13 protein-coding genes are annotated in these 17,064 nt (G+C 42.8%); 8 read left to right on the top strand and 5 right to left on the bottom strand.

Annotation, left to right across the window (positions count from 1 at the left end):
* Positions 1–128: 128 nt before the first annotated feature.
* The 3 genes from C3Y93_RS10375 to C3Y93_RS10385 all read left to right on the top strand — a co-directional run bounded on the left by C3Y93_RS10375 (position 129) and on the right by C3Y93_RS10385 (position 2,277).
* Positions 129–1,076 (top strand): pirin family protein, encoded by a 948-nt coding sequence (locus C3Y93_RS10375; RefSeq protein WP_104852862.1) that lies wholly within the window; start codon positions 129–131, stop codon positions 1,074–1,076.
* A gap of 32 nt (positions 1,077–1,108) precedes the next feature.
* Positions 1,109–1,507, top strand: a complete 399-nt coding sequence (locus C3Y93_RS10380) for an OsmC family protein (RefSeq protein ID WP_104852863.1) — start codon at positions 1,109–1,111, stop codon at positions 1,505–1,507.
* Positions 1,508–1,629: 122 nt separating this feature from the next.
* Positions 1,630–2,277, top strand: coding sequence for a glutathione S-transferase (locus tag C3Y93_RS10385; RefSeq protein WP_104852864.1), 648 nt, complete (start codon positions 1,630–1,632; stop codon positions 2,275–2,277).
* A gap of 102 nt (positions 2,278–2,379) precedes the next feature.
* On the opposite strand, the gene C3Y93_RS10390 is transcribed toward C3Y93_RS10385, so the two are convergent.
* Together C3Y93_RS10390 and argS are read right to left on the bottom strand one after the other, a co-directional pair.
* On the bottom strand, positions 2,380–2,988 hold the full coding sequence (locus C3Y93_RS10390) for an SPOR domain-containing protein (RefSeq protein ID WP_104852865.1): 609 nt from the start codon (positions 2,986–2,988) through the stop codon (positions 2,380–2,382).
* A gap of 34 nt (positions 2,989–3,022) precedes the next feature.
* Positions 3,023–4,813, bottom strand: a complete 1,791-nt coding sequence (gene argS / locus C3Y93_RS10395) for an arginine--tRNA ligase (protein ID WP_104852866.1) — start codon at positions 4,811–4,813, stop codon at positions 3,023–3,025.
* A 195-nt stretch (positions 4,814–5,008) separates the two neighbouring features.
* Here argS and C3Y93_RS10400 point away from each other — a divergent pair, with 195 nt between their 5' ends.
* Both C3Y93_RS10400 and C3Y93_RS10405 read left to right on the top strand, forming a co-directional pair.
* Positions 5,009–5,290 carry a DUF2798 domain-containing protein gene (locus C3Y93_RS10400; protein ID WP_104852867.1) on the top strand — a complete coding sequence of 94 codons (282 nt, stop codon included), beginning with the start codon at positions 5,009–5,011 and terminating at the stop codon, positions 5,288–5,290.
* Positions 5,291–5,494: 204 nt separating this feature from the next.
* Positions 5,495–7,195: an NAD-dependent malic enzyme gene (locus tag C3Y93_RS10405; RefSeq protein ID WP_004970216.1), complete on the top strand. Its 1,701-nt coding sequence runs from the start codon at positions 5,495–5,497 to the stop codon at positions 7,193–7,195.
* 88 nt (positions 7,196–7,283) lie between these two features.
* Here the strand turns inward: C3Y93_RS10405 and C3Y93_RS10410 are convergent, their stop codons facing one another.
* Together C3Y93_RS10410 and C3Y93_RS10415 are read right to left on the bottom strand one after the other, a co-directional pair.
* Entirely contained in the window at positions 7,284–8,051 is a 768-nt protein-coding gene (locus C3Y93_RS10410) for a hypothetical protein (RefSeq protein ID WP_104852868.1), read from the bottom strand.
* Positions 8,052–8,587: 536 nt separating this feature from the next.
* On the bottom strand, positions 8,588–12,079 hold the full coding sequence (locus C3Y93_RS10415) for a PAS domain-containing hybrid sensor histidine kinase/response regulator (protein WP_104852869.1): 3,492 nt from the start codon (positions 12,077–12,079) through the stop codon (positions 8,588–8,590).
* Positions 12,080–12,264: 185 nt separating this feature from the next.
* On the opposite strand from C3Y93_RS10415, the gene C3Y93_RS10420 reads away from it, so the two are divergent.
* The 3 genes from C3Y93_RS10420 to C3Y93_RS10430 all read left to right on the top strand — a co-directional run bounded on the left by C3Y93_RS10420 (position 12,265) and on the right by C3Y93_RS10430 (position 15,217).
* Positions 12,265–12,597 (top strand): DUF485 domain-containing protein, encoded by a 333-nt coding sequence (locus C3Y93_RS10420; RefSeq protein WP_096902224.1) that lies wholly within the window; start codon positions 12,265–12,267, stop codon positions 12,595–12,597.
* Position 12,598: 1 nt separating this feature from the next.
* A complete protein-coding gene (locus C3Y93_RS10425; protein ID WP_004970210.1) occupies positions 12,599–14,308 on the top strand; it encodes a cation acetate symporter in 1,710 nt (569 codons plus the stop codon).
* 210 nt (positions 14,309–14,518) lie between these two features.
* Positions 14,519–15,217 carry an ion channel gene (locus C3Y93_RS10430; protein ID WP_104853272.1) on the top strand — a complete coding sequence of 233 codons (699 nt, stop codon included), beginning with the start codon at positions 14,519–14,521 and terminating at the stop codon, positions 15,215–15,217.
* 90 nt (positions 15,218–15,307) lie between these two features.
* Here C3Y93_RS10430 and omp33-36 read toward each other — a convergent pair whose 3' ends face one another.
* Positions 15,308–16,195, bottom strand: a complete 888-nt coding sequence (omp33-36, locus tag C3Y93_RS10435) for a porin Omp33-36 (protein ID WP_104852870.1) — start codon at positions 16,193–16,195, stop codon at positions 15,308–15,310.
* Positions 16,196–17,064: the final 869 nt, after the last annotated feature.

Below are 17,064 nucleotides of genomic sequence, written 5' to 3' on the forward strand. Positions count from 1 at the left end.
CCATATATTTTAAGGTGCATTTCAAGTTTGAACCATAAAAATCAGAACAACAAATTTCATCTTGCTCTTCGTTAGTGATTTACTATATTTAATAGTCAAGGAATTTACAGAAATATAAGAGGTATAGGATGAGCAACAGCAATTATACCGAGCTTTCCAATTCAGACGATTGTGATAAGTACGTCAAGCAATTTATACAGAAATTTCCACTGCGTAGTGCTGAAATTGGGCAGGGAACTTTAATTAAACGTGCTTTACCGAGTCGGCATAAACGCATGATTGGGGCATGGTGTTTTCTAGATCACGCAGGCCCTGTCAATTTTCCACAAGGTGAAGGCTTAGACGTCGGGCCGCATCCACATATTGGTTTGCAAACATTCACCTGGATGATTGAAGGCAGCATTATGCATACTGACAGCTTGGGTACTAAGCAATTGATTCGTCCCAAACAGGTTAATTTAATGACTGCAGGTTATGGTATTTCACATACCGAAGTTGCTCCTGACACCGAAACACACATGCATACAGCGCAATTGTGGATTGCTTTACCTGATGATCAGCGCAATATGGCGCCACGTTTTGATCATTACCCTGACCTGCCTGTGGTTCAGCAAGATGGAGTGGAATTTACCATTTTAGTCGGTGAGTTTTTAAATACCACTTCGCCAGTATTGGTACATAGTGAGTTGTTAGGGGTGGATATTTATAGTGAAACTAGCACGACAACCCGTTTGCCGCTGAATCCTAAGTTTGAATATGGTTTGATGATGCTGGAAGGCACAGCCACTGTGCATGGGCATGAATTAAACGATGAAAATATGCTGGTGCTTGAACCGGGCTTAACCGAAATTCAGCTAGATTTACATGCGGGTGCGCGTCTGTTGCTATTGGGCGGATTACCTTTTGAGTCGCCAATTTTGTTGTGGTGGAATCTCGTCGGTCGTACCCAAGAAGAGTTAAGCATTGCACGTGAGCAATGGATCAATCATGATCCTCGTTTTGGCACAATACCAGACTACGATGGACCACGTTTAGAAGCACCGACTTTCCCCGCAAAAATGCGTGCATCAAAATAAATGATGGAATATCAATCTATAGGGAGCATCTTATGGCCAAGATTGGCACAGCACAGGTACGCAGTTTAGACACGGCATGGCAAGGTCAGATCCAAAGTGGTCAGCACCAATGGAAGGTAGATGAGCCTGAAAAGTTAGGTGGTCAAGATGCAGGTCCTGCACCTTATGATCTGTTATGTAGCAGTTTGGTCGCTTGCACCATGATTACCTTGCGTATGTATGCACAGCATAAGGGTTTGGATTTTGGCAAAATTCAGGTCGAGGCGGACTTCTTTACCAATCAGGAAGGGCAGGAGTGGATTGAACGCCGTGTGCAAACTGAAGTGGTATTGGATGTAGAATTACAGCAAAAAGTACTGAATATCTGCCAAAAAACCCCTGTCACCAAAACGCTGCTACGCAGTATGGAAATTCGTACTGAATTTGGTTAAACAGAGGTTGAATCCATCTCTTATAAATAGCCCTCTAGGACAGATCTTTTTTATAATGTTGAGTAAAATGGAAGATATACAATCACTCAAAAACATAGGCAATAAAACAAAATAGGACGTTTATGATTACTTTACACCACCTTGATCAATCCCGCTCTTTCCGCATTTTGTGGGCCCTTGAAGAGCTGGGCTTAGACTATGATATCAAGTTTTATCACCGTCAGCCCAATTTTAGTGCGCCCAATGAATTAAAGCTGATTCACCCATTGGGTAAAGCGCCAATTTTAACTGATGCAGAGCAGACCATCGCAGAATCTGCTGTCATTTTGGAGTACTTGCAGCAGCATTATGATACGCAAAGGCAGTTTAAACTGCAGCAGGCTTCAGCACAGCAAGCCTATCAATACTGGATGCATTATGCCGAAGGTTCATTAATGCCATTGTTAGTGATGCAGTTGGTATTGACCAAAGTGCCACAGCAAGTGCCATGGTTAGTTCGACCAGTGGCAAACAAAATTAGTGCAGGTATTAAAGCAGGATTTATTCAGCCTCGTTTAAAAGATCATATTGCTTATTTAGAAGATTATTTGGCCAAACATGATTATTTTGCAGGGGATTTTTCTTTTGCCGATATTCAAATGGGTTTCCCGCTCCAAGCATTGCAAAGCCGTACAGGACATCATTATCCACAGATTGCGGCTTATTTGGCCCGCGTGGAACAGCGTCCTGCATTTCAGCGTGCACGCGAACGTGAGCAGCAGTTAATGTAAATCTAGCGATGATTTTTGTGAGTACATCGTTCTATAGACCTAAAAAAAGATGCCGAGGCATCTTTTTTTTAATTGATTTTGGTCGATTGATAACAATGAGGCTTAGCGTTTCACGACAATTGAATCAATTCCACTATGCTGCAAAGTTTGCTGAGCAATCACTGCAGCATCGGCTGAATCATAAGGGCCTGAAATCACCCGATACCAAGTTTCACCAGCTTCTACACTTTTCACCACATCTGCCGATAAACCATTCAAAATAATTTCGGCACGACGTGCATCTGCAGCATCTGGGTCGGTATAGCTACGCACTTGTAGAATATAGCTGGCTTGTACCACAGGGGCAGGCATTTCTGTCAGACCAACATTGGCTTCGCTGGCCGCTGGCGCCTCTACAGCAGCAGGCGCTTCAACAATGACTACGGTATTCTGTTGCTGTGTTTCAGGCACCGCTTGCTCAGGAATTGGGGTAACCTGTTGCTGTGGCAGCAAATCATAAAAACGATAGTCTTTGTTGGTATCTTCCTGATAATGCTCAGAATTGATTTGCCCTTTAGGCTGTACAGGTGCCCACGGTTTCCATAGCATTAATGCTACAGCAAAACACAACACGATTAAAATCACCACGAGTGTGCCTAACCACGTTGGAATTAGTGGTTTTTTGGGCTTATTCGGTCGTTCAGATACACCGCGTTGCGTTTTTCCAAACACGTGGACTTCCTCTTGTTATGCTTTTATTTGGCTTTTACATTGTTTCTGGTGCAGAGACACCTAATAATTCTAAACCATTACGCAAGACTTGTTGTACGTTTACTGAAAGCAATAAGCGTGCTTGAGTCAAGGCTGCATCATCATTCAGAACTTTATGCTCATTGTACCAACCGTGGAACAATGCTGCTAATTCTTTCAAATAGTTACCTACCTGATGCGGTTCGTGGCTGTTGGCAGCACGTACTAAAATTTCAGGATACGCAGCCAGTTTGGCTAAAATTTCAGTTTCAGCATCTAGCTCAAGTTTAGCGGCAAACTGACGTGCAGTTGTCGCATTAAAATTCAATTGCGTAGCAGCAGCTTTTTCGAGCATACGACAAATACGTGCATGAGCATATTGAATATAGTAGACCGCATTGTCTTTACTTTGTGAAACGGCCAAATCTAGGTCAAAGTCAATGTGCTGTTCAGATTTGCGCATGACGTAATAGAAACGTGCAGCATCGTTGCCGACTTCTTTACGCAAATCACGCAAGGTCACGTACTGACCTGAACGGGATGACATTTGTACCATTTCACCACCACGCCATAAGCTCACGAACTGCACTAACAGTACCGTTAATTTTTTCGAGTCGTAGCCTAGTGCATCAATGGCCGCTTTCACACGTGAAATATAACCGTGGTGATCTGAACCCCAAATATCAATTAGGTCTGTGTAGCCACGTTGTAATTTATTCAGGTGATAAGCAATGTCTGAAGCAAAGTAAGTGGTTTGACCATTGCGGCGTTTCACCACACGGTCTTTTTCATCGCCAAATGCGGTCGATTTAAACCAGATATTGCCGTCTTGTTCGTATAGATAACCACGTTGATCTAGTGTTTGCAGAGCTTCATCAATTTTTTCAGTCAATGACGCTTCGCTAAACCATTGGTTAAAGGTGACACCAAACTCGCCCAAGTCATCTTTAATGTCGGCCAAAATAGCATTCAGCGCAGCCTGATGGAACACGCGGTAATCATCACCCAAGAGCGTTTGTGAATTGAAAATCAAACCATCAATGTGTTTTTCTTTGTCGCCCGACAAGACCACTTTGTTGCCATCGGCATCGAGTTCTGCCGCATATTGCACATCTTCAGGCACATTGTTATATACATCTGCAACAGGGCGTACATGGCGTTCACCATCCTGTTTTAAAATGCTTTGTGCGATGTCTTTAACGTAGTCACCCTGATACGCATTTTTGGGGAACACCAGCGTTTGACCTGCCAGTTCCAAATAACGCAAGTAAGTTGAAGTCGCCAAAATATCCATTTGACGGCCAGCATCATTGACATAGTATTCACGGTCAACTTTAGCACCTGTGGCTTCAAGTAAATTGGCAACTGTCATACCATAAGCAGCACCACGACCATGACCCACGTGTAGGCTTGAGGTTGGGTTAGCAGAAACGAACTCGACCTGAATGCGTTTTTCTGCATTGATTTGGCTGCGTCCAAATTGTTGTTTTTGTGCTTGAATTTGATCTAAAACACTAAAACGCTGGTCGGCATTTAAAAAGAAGTTAATAAAACCAGGGCCTGCAATCTCTGCTTTACTGATGTCTGCAACTTCAGGCAGAGCAGCAAGAATTTTTTCGGCTAAATCGCGTGGCTTCATGCCAGCGGCTTTAGAGGCAATCATGGCAATATTTGATGCGAAATCACCGTGGCTGCGGTCTTTGGTACGGGTTAAATTACTCGTATTGTTCCAGTCAGATGGGAGTACACCTTCAGCTTGAAGGGATTGCACTGCATGATCGAGCGCTGCTTGTATTGCCGTATTCATATTTAGTCGAAAAATAGATGTGCAGAAAAACGCTAAATATAGCAAATTTCAGGGGCTTTAGGGGAGTGCAATTGTATGCTTTATCGAATTTCAGAGATTGTAGCTAAGCATGAACAAATTGCCTGAAAAATCATCCTTTAAGCAAGCAATTCATGGCATAGTATGCGGCATTCAGTGAGGCGAAAAGGCTAGAGCATGAAACAACGTGCAATGATTTTTGGCAATGTACCCAAATTACCCATGAAATGGGCCACGGTGGTAATGCCTTTCTTTTTATCATGTTTGATGAGTGGCATCATTTCGTTGATTAATATGATCCGAAATTTGGGCTGGATTGAGGGATTTTTTACCCTGTGGTTGCATAACTGGATGATTTCTTGGGCCTTTGCTTTTCCAGTGGTGCTGTTTGTTTTGCCGATGGTGCGTAAGTTCACCAGCCTGATTGTAGATATGTCAGCTTTACAGCCACCGAAATAATCGTGATTGTATTGTTCTCTGTTTAGGTTGATTCAAAGAGCGTAGCACTCAAAAATATACGGTTATCAGAAATAAAAATCATTCAGATTTGGCTATCAAACTTCTAAATGCCCCCTTTGCTGCAAAAGGGGCTAAGCTAGTCAGATGTCAGATGGTGCATCTCAATCCATGCGCCATCAGCAACCGATTAGAATGAGATGAACAATGACAACCGCAAATTTGCAGCAGAAACGTCCTTTATATATTCCCTATGCGGGCAACGGCCTTTTAGAATTGCCTTTATTAAATAAAGGTTCTGCATTTTCAGAAGAAGAACGCACCCGTTTTAACTTGCATGGCTTAATTCCACATGCAATTGAAAATATTGAAGAACAAAGCCAGCGTTCGTATCAGCAATATTCTGCTTTTAGCGATGCCATCAACAAGCATATTTATTTGCGCAACATTCAGGACACCAATGAAACCCTGTTTTATCACCTGATTGAACAGCATTTGAGTGAAATGATGCCTATTATTTACACCCCAACTGTAGGCGAGGCATGTCAGCGTTTTTCCGATATTTACCGCCGTCATCGGGGTATTTTTATTTCCTATCCAGACCGTGCCCATATTGATGATATTGTACAAAACATCAATAAAAAGAATGTCAAAGTCATTGTGATTACCGATGGTGAGCGTATTTTAGGCTTGGGTGATCAGGGCATTGGCGGCATGGGTATTCCAATTGGAAAACTGTCTTTATATACAGCATGTGGCGGTATTAGTCCTGCCTATACCTTACCCATTACCTTAGATGTAGGCACCAATAACCCACAATTACTGAATGATCCGATCTATATGGGCTGGAATCAGCCACGTATTAGTGGTGAGGAATACTATCAATTTGTCGATCAGGTGATTGATGCGGTGAAACGCCGTTGGCCAAAGGCATTGATTCAGTTTGAAGATTTTGCTCAGAAAAATGCCATGCCCTTGCTGAATAAATATCGTGATCAGATTTGCTGTTTTAATGATGATATTCAGGGCACTGCTGCTGTATCTGTGGGCAGTTTAATTGCTGCATCACGTGCGGCAGGCAAGCAGCTGAAAGATCAAACCATTGCCTTTTTGGGCGCGGGTTCTGCAGGATGTGGTATTGCCGAGCAAATTGTGGCGCAAATGGTGGTGGAAGGCTTAAGCGATGCTGAAGCACGTGCTCGTGTGTATATGGTGGATCGTTTTGGCTTATTCACCAGCAATCAGCCAAACTTGCTCGATTTCCAACGTAAATTGGCACAAAGTCCTGACCGTGTTGCACATTGGGGCAATCCTGAAGGTGTGATTTCTCTGTTGGACGTCATTCAAAACGCCAAGCCAACGGTATTGATTGGGGTTTCGGGGCAACCGGGTTTATTTACTGAAGAGGTGATTAAAACCTTGGCTGCCAATTGCGAGCGTCCAATTGTGTTGCCATTGTCAAACCCAACCTCACAAGTTGAAGCATTTCCTGCCGATATTTTGGAGTGGACTGAAGGCAAGGCCTTAATTGCAACAGGTAGCCCATTTGAGCCAGTGAACTATCAGGGCAAACTTTATAATATTTCCCAATGCAATAACTCGTATATTTTCCCAGGTATTGGCTTAGGGGTAATCGCTGCAGGGGCAACACGTGTGACAGACAGTATGTTAATTGCATCCAGTAATGCGCTGGCGGACTGCTCACCATTGTTGCAGGATCCAAATGCAGATTTATTGCCTGATTTAAATGAAATTCAGCAGGTGTCTAAATTTATTGCATTTAGAGTCGCAAAAGCAGCAATGGATGCAGGCGTTGCAGCTGTCATGAGTGATGAGGCATTACGAGAGGCAATTGAGGCTAATTTCTGGAAGCCTGAATATCGTGATTATAAACGTGTGACGTTTTAAGCAAAATTCATTCGTGTATTGTTAATGAAATAAGCCACAAGGCGTGTTGTTGCACGCCTTGTTTTTTTAATGCAATGCTCAACAAACCCTAGGCAATATAATTCTGTTTCAGATTTAAATCGGCACAATTCAAAGGATTTAAGGCACATTGCAATTCATCAATTTGTTGCTGGCTGACATAGCCTTGTCCAATCAGGTATTTTGCAACGTGGTCATCTCTCAGGCTTATAAACGCAGCATCGTACACGCCTAAATCGACAAATAAGGCTGCCGTTTCAAGACTGTTAAAACGGTCTAAATACACGTCATTGCCATATAACAGAAAAATATGTTCGGCAGGGGCATGTGCATTAATATTCAAGCGTTCTGCCAATTCAAAGGGTGGGGTTTTAATAAACAGTAAATCGGACAGCTCATCAAATTGAGCTGTATCGAGTTGTGCCTCATCTGTTTTGACTTTGCCTAACCATGCTTTAAAGACCAGTACCGCACCACCACGTAATAACATACTCCAAATATGCTGGCGGGTGCTTTGATCTAAGCCTTGCGCTTCTTGTTCCAAAACATCCAGTAATTGCTCCTCCTGTGCTGAAAGTTTGTTGAACAGACCTAAACCTTGTGGTTGATACGCCGCAGGGCGAAACACATCAAAATTGAGTTCTTCAAAGACTTGTAGGGCTAAGGGTACTGCGGTTTGATACAGGGTATTCAGCGCTTGTAGATGAGGAGCTTTGAGTTTGCTGTTTTGAAACAGACGATCCCAGTGAATTTCGGGCAATAGCGCATTTACGCCATATTGACGCTGTAGCTGCTGTGTTTGTTCTGCGAGCTGCTGTTCATGGTTCACGGTATTCATGAGATTCTTCCTAAAACGTGGAAACAGGTCGATCAACGCTTAATAGGGCAGGAAATTTGTTTGGATGTGGCTTGAAGATGAATGCGCTGATCATTTCTTGTACTTAGTTATGCGCGCAGATAGTCAATAGATGTATAAGACTAAAGTCTAATGTATTGCAATGTGCTCAGAAAAGCCTTTACAAACTCGGCAATTAAAGAAATTGTAAGCAAGTTTGGGTGTATTTGCTTACGATCTTGTCAGACTTTGCCATAGCGAATCTGACCATGATATTTAATGTGAATTGTAGCGCATCAAAAGGCAGTGTTTTTGAAAAGTTTGGTCAATTGGTGTGCTGCATCAGGTCAATCGCTGTCAATATTGACAGCAAATGTGTTGGATTTTCATTGTGGCCATATTTCGCTATGTAAAGTGAAGCTTGGTCATCAGACTAACAAATGTAACCAAACCAGAAAATGTAACAAGGTCGGTGCGTTCATCTCAGCTTTATCTCTGTGGGATGAGCGCCCCAAATTAGCCAAAGTTAGGTATGTGAATCAAGTCTCCGAAATTTTCAGACCCGATAACCAAGAACGTAGCGATGCTGGTTTTAATGGTTTTTTCAGCAAGACGATGTTGAGTTCTTTTAAGCGTTGCGGTAGTTCTGGATCAGAGTCAGCAGTAATTAACGCCACAGGTACATCGGCTTGACGATGTTCCAGAATAAAATCTAAACCGATTTTATCGTCATTTAAGTGCTGATCGACCAACCAAACTTGAATGTGCTCACGTTGAATCAACTCAATTGCTTGTTCAGGTTCGGTGGCTTTAAATACGTGATAGCCCCATTTACTCAGCAGGGTCGCCATGCCTTCCAAAATGGTTTCATCATTGTCTAAACACAAAATTTTATAGGCTTTGGTTTTCAACGGCACCACTTGCACAGGTGCAGCCACTACTTTTGGAGCTTCGACAATCGGCACTTCAATCATAAAGCACGAGCCTTTGCCCAATTCCGAATAGACATGCACAGGGTAGTTCAGCAAACTGGTCATACGCTGCACAATCGCTAACCCAAGACCTAGACCTTGCTCACCCCAAGGCGACGTATGTCCGCAACGCTCAAATTCCTGAAACAGTTTAATACGTTGTTCTTCGGCAATACCCGGACCTGTATCCCACACCCCAATTCTAATATGTTGTGGATGTTCTGCAGAACGTAACACGCCCACGACCACACGCCCTTTGGCGGTATAGCGCAGCGCATTGCTGACAAAGTTTTGAATAATACGACGAATCCATTGTGGGTCGGTATCAATCCAGAACTGTACGTCATGCACACGGAATTCAATGCCACGTTGTGCCGCAATGGATTTAAATTGCAGGCTTAAATCGCTGAGTAAGTCATGCAGTGGATAAGCCTGACGTTTCGGCTGAATCGTACCGCCTTCCAAACGGGCAATATCCAACAAGGCCGAGAGCATACTTTCTGCACCATGCAGGGCACGATCCAGTTGTTGCAGGGTTTTATGGTCTTCATCGGACTGAATACTTTGCTCTAAAGCCGTACTGAATAAGCGCGCTGCATGCATTGGCTGTAATAAGTCATGACTGGCAGCGGCAATAAAGCGGCTTTTGGACATATTGGCTTTGTCGGCTTGTTCACGTGCCAATTGCTGTTCTGCCAAAGCATCGGCCAATTGTTGTGTGCGATCTTGTACCCGTGCTTCAAGTACGGCTTCGTTTTCACGGAAAGCGGTAATATCGGCAAAGGTGGTCACGAAACCACCGCCTTCAATTGGATTACCACGCATTTGAATTACACGACCATCTTTACGGATGCGTTCAAACTCGTGTGCACTGCCCATTTTCATCCAGTGAATACGTTTACGCACGTGTTCTTCAATTGAGCCCGGGCCACATTCACCACGTTCTGCGTTATAGCGAATCAAATCGGCAATTGGGCACCCGACATAGACAATATCTTTAGGATAATCAAATAGTTTGAGATATTGATTATTCCATGCTACCAAACACATATTTTCATCTACCACACTCACGCCTTGGGTCATGTGGTCAATCATGGTCATGATTAGGTTTTGGTTAAAGCGTTGCCATTGTGAGGCTTGGTCAAGAATATTCGCAACTTGCCCTAAAGCGAGTCCGTTATTGACCATGGCAGTGGTGAGCAAAGTACGCGCAGATGCTGCACCAATGGTGCCTGCCAAATATTGTTCGGTAAAACGCCACCACATGCCGTTGGCATTGGCATTTTCATTCAGCACCACATTATTTTGCTGACTAAACTGCTCAAAGGCTTGTCGGGTTGGAGATTCGCCTGTAATGCGTTTTGCCAGTGTGATTAAATCGCCTACTTTTAAACGCGCTACATCCTGATGTGAATAGCTGACCTCGTTGCTCATGTTCTGAGTTGGCAAAGGCTTGGTTTCATAATAAAAGAAACTTTCGGCCTGAATCTGTTCTGCCACACTTGGGCGGAAAATACGTGACACCCAAACATATAACAAAATATTTAAACCGAGCGCCCAAACCACCCCATGTGTGAGCGGGGCAAAAGATTCAAAGCCAAGCAAGGCTTCAGGGCGTAACCAGTTGATGCCTAAAGGTCCCAGCAATAAAAATTCACGGGTAAACTCGCTGAACTGACTTGGCAGGCTGCGTAAAATAGTCGGAAGTAGCAGGGTATAGGCCCACATCGCAAATCCAACAATTAAGCCTGCATAAACGCCCTGTTTACTGCCACCACGCCAATATAACCCCCCAATCAGGGCAGGGGAGAACTGTGCCACTGCACTAAAGGCCAACAAGCCAAACACAGAAAGTTGATCAATATCGTTAAAGAAGTTGAAGAACAGGAAGCCGAGCAGCATCACCGCTAAAATACAAATGCGTCGGGTGAATTTCAGTACCAAAGGCAAGCGCTTGTCATGGCGTGAGAAAATGCCCATGCGCCACAAGGCAGGCATGATCAGGTCATTACTCAGCATGATCGACAGTGCTACTGAAGATACCAATAGCATGCCTGTTGAGGCGGAGAATCCTCCCAAGAACGCCAACAGCGTCAACCAGTCTTGGTTATAACTGAGTGGCAAAGACAAAACCGCTACATCTGGGATGGCTAAATATTGCGGAGCTGCGTGCAAGGCCCAACTGGCAATTGGAACAATCGCGATGGTGGTTAAAATCAGATAAACGGCAAACCAGCGACGCGCACCCCGAATATGTTTTTCATCGCGCAGTTCGACCACAGCAACGTGAAACTGACGTGGCAAACAAATAATCGCTAATGCCGCCAATAAGGTTTGCACCCAAAAGGTTTCAGGCACACCAAACAGCTGTACTTCATGGAAGGTAATTGAAACATCATTGGCAATTTGATGAATATTGTCAGGCGCTTCAAATACAAAGAAGAAGGCCACAGCCAGCAAGGCAAATAGTTTGACAAAGGACTCAAAGGCAACCGCAAGCATTAAGCCGCCGTGTTGTTCGGTATTGGCAATTTGTCGAGTACCAAACAGCATCGCCAAAATAGCCAATAAACCTGTCAGGAACAACACCGCATTGGTGGTACTTTCCACATTGGTGCTTTGATCGAGAATGACGGCAGCACTCAGCGCAATGGCTCGTAACTGCAAGGCCAGATAGGGAATAATTGCTATTACCGCTAAAATGGTGACCAGTGATGCCAAGGGGCCGCTTTTACCGTAACGCGCAGCGACAAAGTCCGCAATCGATGAAATGGCGTGGTGTTGCCGTACTCGACCTAAACGTCGCCAAATATCATAACCAATTGCGACAAACAACAATGGCCCTAAATAAATCGGTAAAAAGATGATCCCTTCACGAACGGCTGCGCCCGTTGCGCCATAAAAAGTCCATGATGAACAATACACCCCTAAAGTTAAGCTGAACATGAGCATGCGCCCACGCGTGCTTAAACGACTGGCGTGTTTTTCCCCATAGAAAGCACAAATAAAAAGTAATGCGATATAGAGGGCTAAAACCCCCATAATGAGCCAGCTGTTCATGATGCCTTAAAAGTATCGACAATAGGGCTATGATAGCGTATTCCATTGCCTTTGCGCTGAGGTTGATCATTTTTTTAGCGACCAAAGTCTAAATTGCAAATCGGCTTCAACATTGTTAATTTTAAGTTCGAAATAATTCGAATTAAAAATTTGCGCCTAAGGCAGGGCGCTTTAAGGAGCAGGTTATGGATGAGGTACAAGTAGATCGTATTCTACAAAACCCAAAATTCAAAGAAATGGTTCGCAGAAAAAGTAACCTAAGCTGGACATTAACAGCAATCATGTTGTTTGTGTACGTAGGTTTTATGCTTTTAGTGGGCTATAACAAAGAATTCTTATTGAGTTCAATTTCAGGTGGTGTGACGACTTGGGGTATTCCACTGGGTCTGGGCATTATCGTTTTATCTTTCATTTTATGTGCAGTTTACTCATCAATTGCGAATGGCAAACTTGACCAGTTGAATGAAGAAGCGATGCGTGAAGTTGAAGCAATTACACATGAGAAAGGACCGCACTAAGATGAAATGGAATTCATTGAAAGCACTGGCTGCGTCTACTGTATTAATGTCAGGTATGGCATTTGCAGGACCAGATTTAGGTGCAGCAGAACAGCAGCCAACCAACTGGCCAGCAATTATTATGTTCTTAATTTTCGTTGGCGCAACTTTGTTCATTACTAAATGGGCAGCGAAGCAAACTACGAGCACTAAGGACTTCTATACCGCAGGCGGTGGTATTTCTGGTTTCCAAAATGGTCTAGCGATTGCAGGTGACTATATGTCAGCAGCATCGTTCCTCGGTATTTCCGCAATGGTGTTTATGTCAGGCTTTGATGGCTTGCTATATTCACTGGGCTTCATGGTGGGCTGGCCAATTGTATTGTTCTTGATCGCTGAACGTTTACGTAACTTAGGTAAATATAACCTTTCTGACGTGGTATCGTTCCGTCTAGCTGAAAAGCCAGTACGTACCCTTGCAGCATTCAGTTCACTTGTTGTAGTTGCGTTCTATCTGATTGCACAGATGGTAGGTGCGGGTCAGTTAATCAAACTACTCTTTGGTTTGAACTATAATATTGCTGTAGTAATCGTGGGTCTACTCATGATGGCTTACGTAATGTTCGGTGGTATGTTGGCAACAACTTGGGTACAGATCATCAAAGCGGTGATGTTACTTTCAGGTGCAACTTTCATGGCCTTCATGGTAATGAAAGGTGTGGGCTTCAGCTTCACTAACATGTTCGAGCAATCAATCCAAGTATTCTCTAAAGTACATGACTTGAGCTTGGCAGATGCTGCAAACATTATGGGTCCTGGTAAGCTAGCTTCTAACCCAATTGATGCAATCTCACTTGGTCTTGCATTAATGTTCGGTACTGCAGGTTTACCACACATCTTGATGCGTTTCTTTACTGTAAAAGATGCAAAAGAAGCGCGTAAATCAGTTGTAGTTGCTACAGGTTTCATTGGTTACTTCTACCTATTAACGTTCATCATTGGTTTTGGTGCGATCCTTTATGTATCCAACAACCCACAATTCCTTGATGTTGCGAAAATGGCAGTGACTGGCAAGTTAGAACTTGTTGGTGGTAACAACATGGCTGCGGTGCACTTGTCTGATGCAGTTGGCGGTGACTTGTTCATGGGCTTCATTTCAGCGGTAGCATTCGCAACAATTCTTGCGGTTGTAGCTGGTTTGACATTGTCTGGTGCTTCAGCAATCTCTCACGACTTGTACGCTAACGTATTCAAGAAAGGTCAAACGACTCCTGAATCTGAACTTCGCATGTCTAAAATTGCAACTTTAGGCTTAGCAATCTTCGCAATGATCTTGGGTATTCTTTTCGAGAAACAAAACGTTGCGTTCATGGTCGGTTTAGCATTCTCTGTAGCAGCATGTGCAAACTTCCCAGTACTTGTATTGTCTATGTTCTGGAGAGGCTTAACGACTCGCGGTGCAGTGATTGGTGGTGTAGCAGGCTTAGCTTCAGCAGTAACCTTAATTATATTGTCTAAAGCAGTTTGGGTAGATACGCTTCAAATTTCTGACACACCAATCAACCCATTTAACGGTCCTGCGATCTTTGCAATGCCACTTTCATTCTTCTGCTGCTGGTTGTTCTCTATCACTGACAACTCTGCGCAAGCACAAGCTGAACGTAAAGCATTCGATGCACAGTTCGTACGCTCACAAACTGGTATTGGTATCTCTGGTGCATCTGACCACTAAGGTCTGAAACACCTCAAAAAAGTCCCAGCAATGGGACTTTTTTTATGGCTGAAATTTTGTGGATGATCTATCTAGCATCTAGGAGGGCTATTTCATCTAAAGCATAGAGAGAGGTTTTATATATGCAATTTTGATACAGAGTCCATGCATGCAGTGATCTGGCAGCATGTTATGTTAGAAATCAAAACAATAAAAAGGCAGCCGAGGCGTATGCAAGCACTACAAAATGTATGGAAAGGTTTTCGGATATTACCTTCGGCATGGCTGTTGTTCTTGCAATTTGTGATTTTGCTGCTATCACTTTTTGCACATCACAACATGCCCTATAAAGTCATAACATGGATGGTCGGCGTACTGGTCTTGTTATTGATTGCTAAAGTTATTCGTCAGACTCCTATGCTGAGTGTGCTGGGACTAAGTTTTGTATATGCTGCACTATTTTTTTCAGTATTGATTTTATTGGGGGTGCGGCATCCGCTGGTATTGGTACTGAGTCATGCCTGCGAAGCGGCTGCATATTTTAGTGCTGCTTATGGTTTATTGCGCTATATGTTTCATGATCGCTATTTAACCAAAGATGAGCTGTTTGCTGCTGCAGCGGTGTTTACCTTAATCGCTTGGGGTTTTGCCTTTTTATATAGCATCTGTCAAATTTTGATTCCGCAAAGTTTTCAGAACCCAAATGCTGCAGGTTTGCAAAGCTGGCTTGATTTACTGTTTTTAAGTTTTAGTTTGCAGTCCGCGACAGGCTTATCCGACCTTATACCGATCAGTCCCGAAGCACGGGTGATTGCCATGTTGCAAATGTTCTGTGGAGTAATGTATTTGGCATTGATCGTGTCACGTTTAATCGCATTGCAGTACATTCGCCACCTACCGCATCATCACCATGATGATTCATCTGAGTAAAACAGCGTGTAAATTTTTCATGACATATTTCAGGCATAAAAAAAGACGCTCAGATGAGCGTCTTTTTTAACTTCAGTGTCTAATGTGAAATTAGAAACGGAATTTAGCGTTAACACCAACAGTTTGAGTGTCAACAGCTTCGCCTACAGCATTCGCATTTACATAGCTAGCACCTACTGCAATTGCAGGAGTGATGAAGTAGTTTACGTTTGCACCCCAAGCAGAGTCGATAGCAACGTCAGCACTAGTTTCTGCATAAGAAGCACCTACGCTAAGCGCTGGTGTTAAGTAAAGATCTGTTTTTAAGTTATAAGCAGTGCTTTCACCGTAAACTAAACCAGCTTCAAAACCAACAGCCATATTGGTGCCGTCAATTGCGCCTACGTATTTTGTACGTGCAGTGATTGCATCTTGATCTTCATTGATTGTTAAAGCTTCACCAACTGCTTTAACTGCACCATTTGCAAGAATACCAAATGAATCAACAGCCATAGTGTCTGCAATGCTTGTATAACCTACTGCAACTAAGAAGTTAGGCGCTACTACTGCACCAAGTTCTAAAGCGTAACGATCGCCATTGTCATCAGCAGTCGCAGCATTTTTGCCATCGTTGTGTGTGTGGCTGTAAGCAACGCTTGCATATGCTGGAACCAATTGTGTTGGTACATACGCTTCAGCTTTAGCACCATAAACGTGAGATTCTACATCAGAACGACCTTCATCACGCGGAGCATCGTATTGAGCATATTGGTAAGCTAAAGCAACGTTAGATGCTTGGTTTAAGAATGCAGCTTCAGCCAATGGACCTTTAGTCGCATCAACATTTTTGAAGTAGTAAGTACCTTGAACAGCACCAGTGAAGTTTTGGTTGTTTTCAGTAGTGTCTAGAAATTCTGATTGACCTTGAACTTCGAATTGGTACGCTTGAGCACCGGTCATGGCTAATAATAATGCAGTGGCTAAACCGAGTTTTTTCATGATAGTTACCAGTTTTGTTAAAAATGGATGAAACATTGATCATTTTAGTGTAACAAATTATTAAGTCAATGAACTAAAAGGACTTTATTTAAGAATTAAGTCCAATTGACTTTGGTGTTTAAAAAATATTCAAATAAAATTTTTGCTGTCAACCTAAAAACTGTATGGATAACAAGTCGATATGTTCGTTTTTGCAACAAAAGTAGAAATAATAAGCAAAGCATTAATTGGATTAATCGATAAATTTAATTGAAATTATCTGTAATAATAATTCTTGGAGAGTGAAGAATAACGGAAAAATTCACCTGTTTTAGGGTGAAATCATGATTTTTGGATAAAAAACAAACTAAAAATAAGGTCTGTTCAGAATAAATTTGAGTGGAATAGTCGGCATAATGTGAATTTAATCACATTAATTTTGACTATTTGTATAAAAATAAATCAGACTGGTTGACTAGGCTTTACATAAACTGTGATTTATTTTATAATTCCACCATGAAGTCCTATTACTTAAGTCGGGTTTGTAAATTATGTGACTTATCTCATAATTTAACCATCAAATCCTAAGCTTGGTTCATCCAGTAGTGCGATCTGATTCTCCATAATTGTTTGCTTTTTATCTGCCCAACTTTCCCCAAGGTTGGGTTTTTTTTTGCATGTGAAAACGCAAATGGTTTTGCGAAAATTGCACCGATATGGTGCAGTATGAGGGTGTGATATGATCAAAACCCATAAAAAAATCCCAGTTTTCTTTCAAAAACTGGGATTTTTCGCCAAAATTTGCGGGTAAATTTAGTTTACTGCTGAGGAAAAACTAAACTCGCCCTAATGAGGTGCATTATGCACCCAAATGTTGCATCTGTAAAATA

The organism is Acinetobacter sp. SWBY1, from assembly GCF_002946595.1.
Classification (GTDB): Bacteria; Pseudomonadota; Gammaproteobacteria; order Pseudomonadales; family Moraxellaceae; genus Acinetobacter; species Acinetobacter towneri.

Bases quoted from the DNA above. Each gene is read 5' to 3' on its own strand.
- C3Y93_RS10375 (WP_104852862.1), top strand. From the start codon at position 129: ATGAGCAACAGCAATTATACCGAGCTTTCCAATTCAGACGATTGTGAT.
- C3Y93_RS10380 (WP_104852863.1), top strand. From the start codon at position 1,109: ATGGCCAAGATTGGCACAGCACAGGTACGCAGTTTAGACACGGCATGG.
- C3Y93_RS10385 (WP_104852864.1), top strand. From the start codon at position 1,630: ATGATTACTTTACACCACCTTGATCAATCCCGCTCTTTCCGCATTTTG.
- argS (WP_104852866.1), bottom strand. From the start codon at position 4,813: ATGAATACGGCAATACAAGCAGCGCTCGATCATGCAGTGCAATCCCTT.
- C3Y93_RS10400 (WP_104852867.1), top strand. From the start codon at position 5,009: ATGAAACAACGTGCAATGATTTTTGGCAATGTACCCAAATTACCCATG.
- C3Y93_RS10405 (WP_004970216.1), top strand. From the start codon at position 5,495: ATGACAACCGCAAATTTGCAGCAGAAACGTCCTTTATATATTCCCTAT.
- C3Y93_RS10410 (WP_104852868.1), bottom strand. From the start codon at position 8,051: ATGAATACCGTGAACCATGAACAGCAGCTCGCAGAACAAACACAGCAG.
- C3Y93_RS10415 (WP_104852869.1), bottom strand. From the start codon at position 12,079: ATGAACAGCTGGCTCATTATGGGGGTTTTAGCCCTCTATATCGCATTA.
- C3Y93_RS10420 (WP_096902224.1), top strand. From the start codon at position 12,265: ATGGATGAGGTACAAGTAGATCGTATTCTACAAAACCCAAAATTCAAA.
- C3Y93_RS10425 (WP_004970210.1), top strand. From the start codon at position 12,599: ATGAAATGGAATTCATTGAAAGCACTGGCTGCGTCTACTGTATTAATG.
- C3Y93_RS10430 (WP_104853272.1), top strand. From the start codon at position 14,519: ATGCAAGCACTACAAAATGTATGGAAAGGTTTTCGGATATTACCTTCG.
- omp33-36 (WP_104852870.1), bottom strand. From the start codon at position 16,195: ATGAAAAAACTCGGTTTAGCCACTGCATTATTATTAGCCATGACCGGT.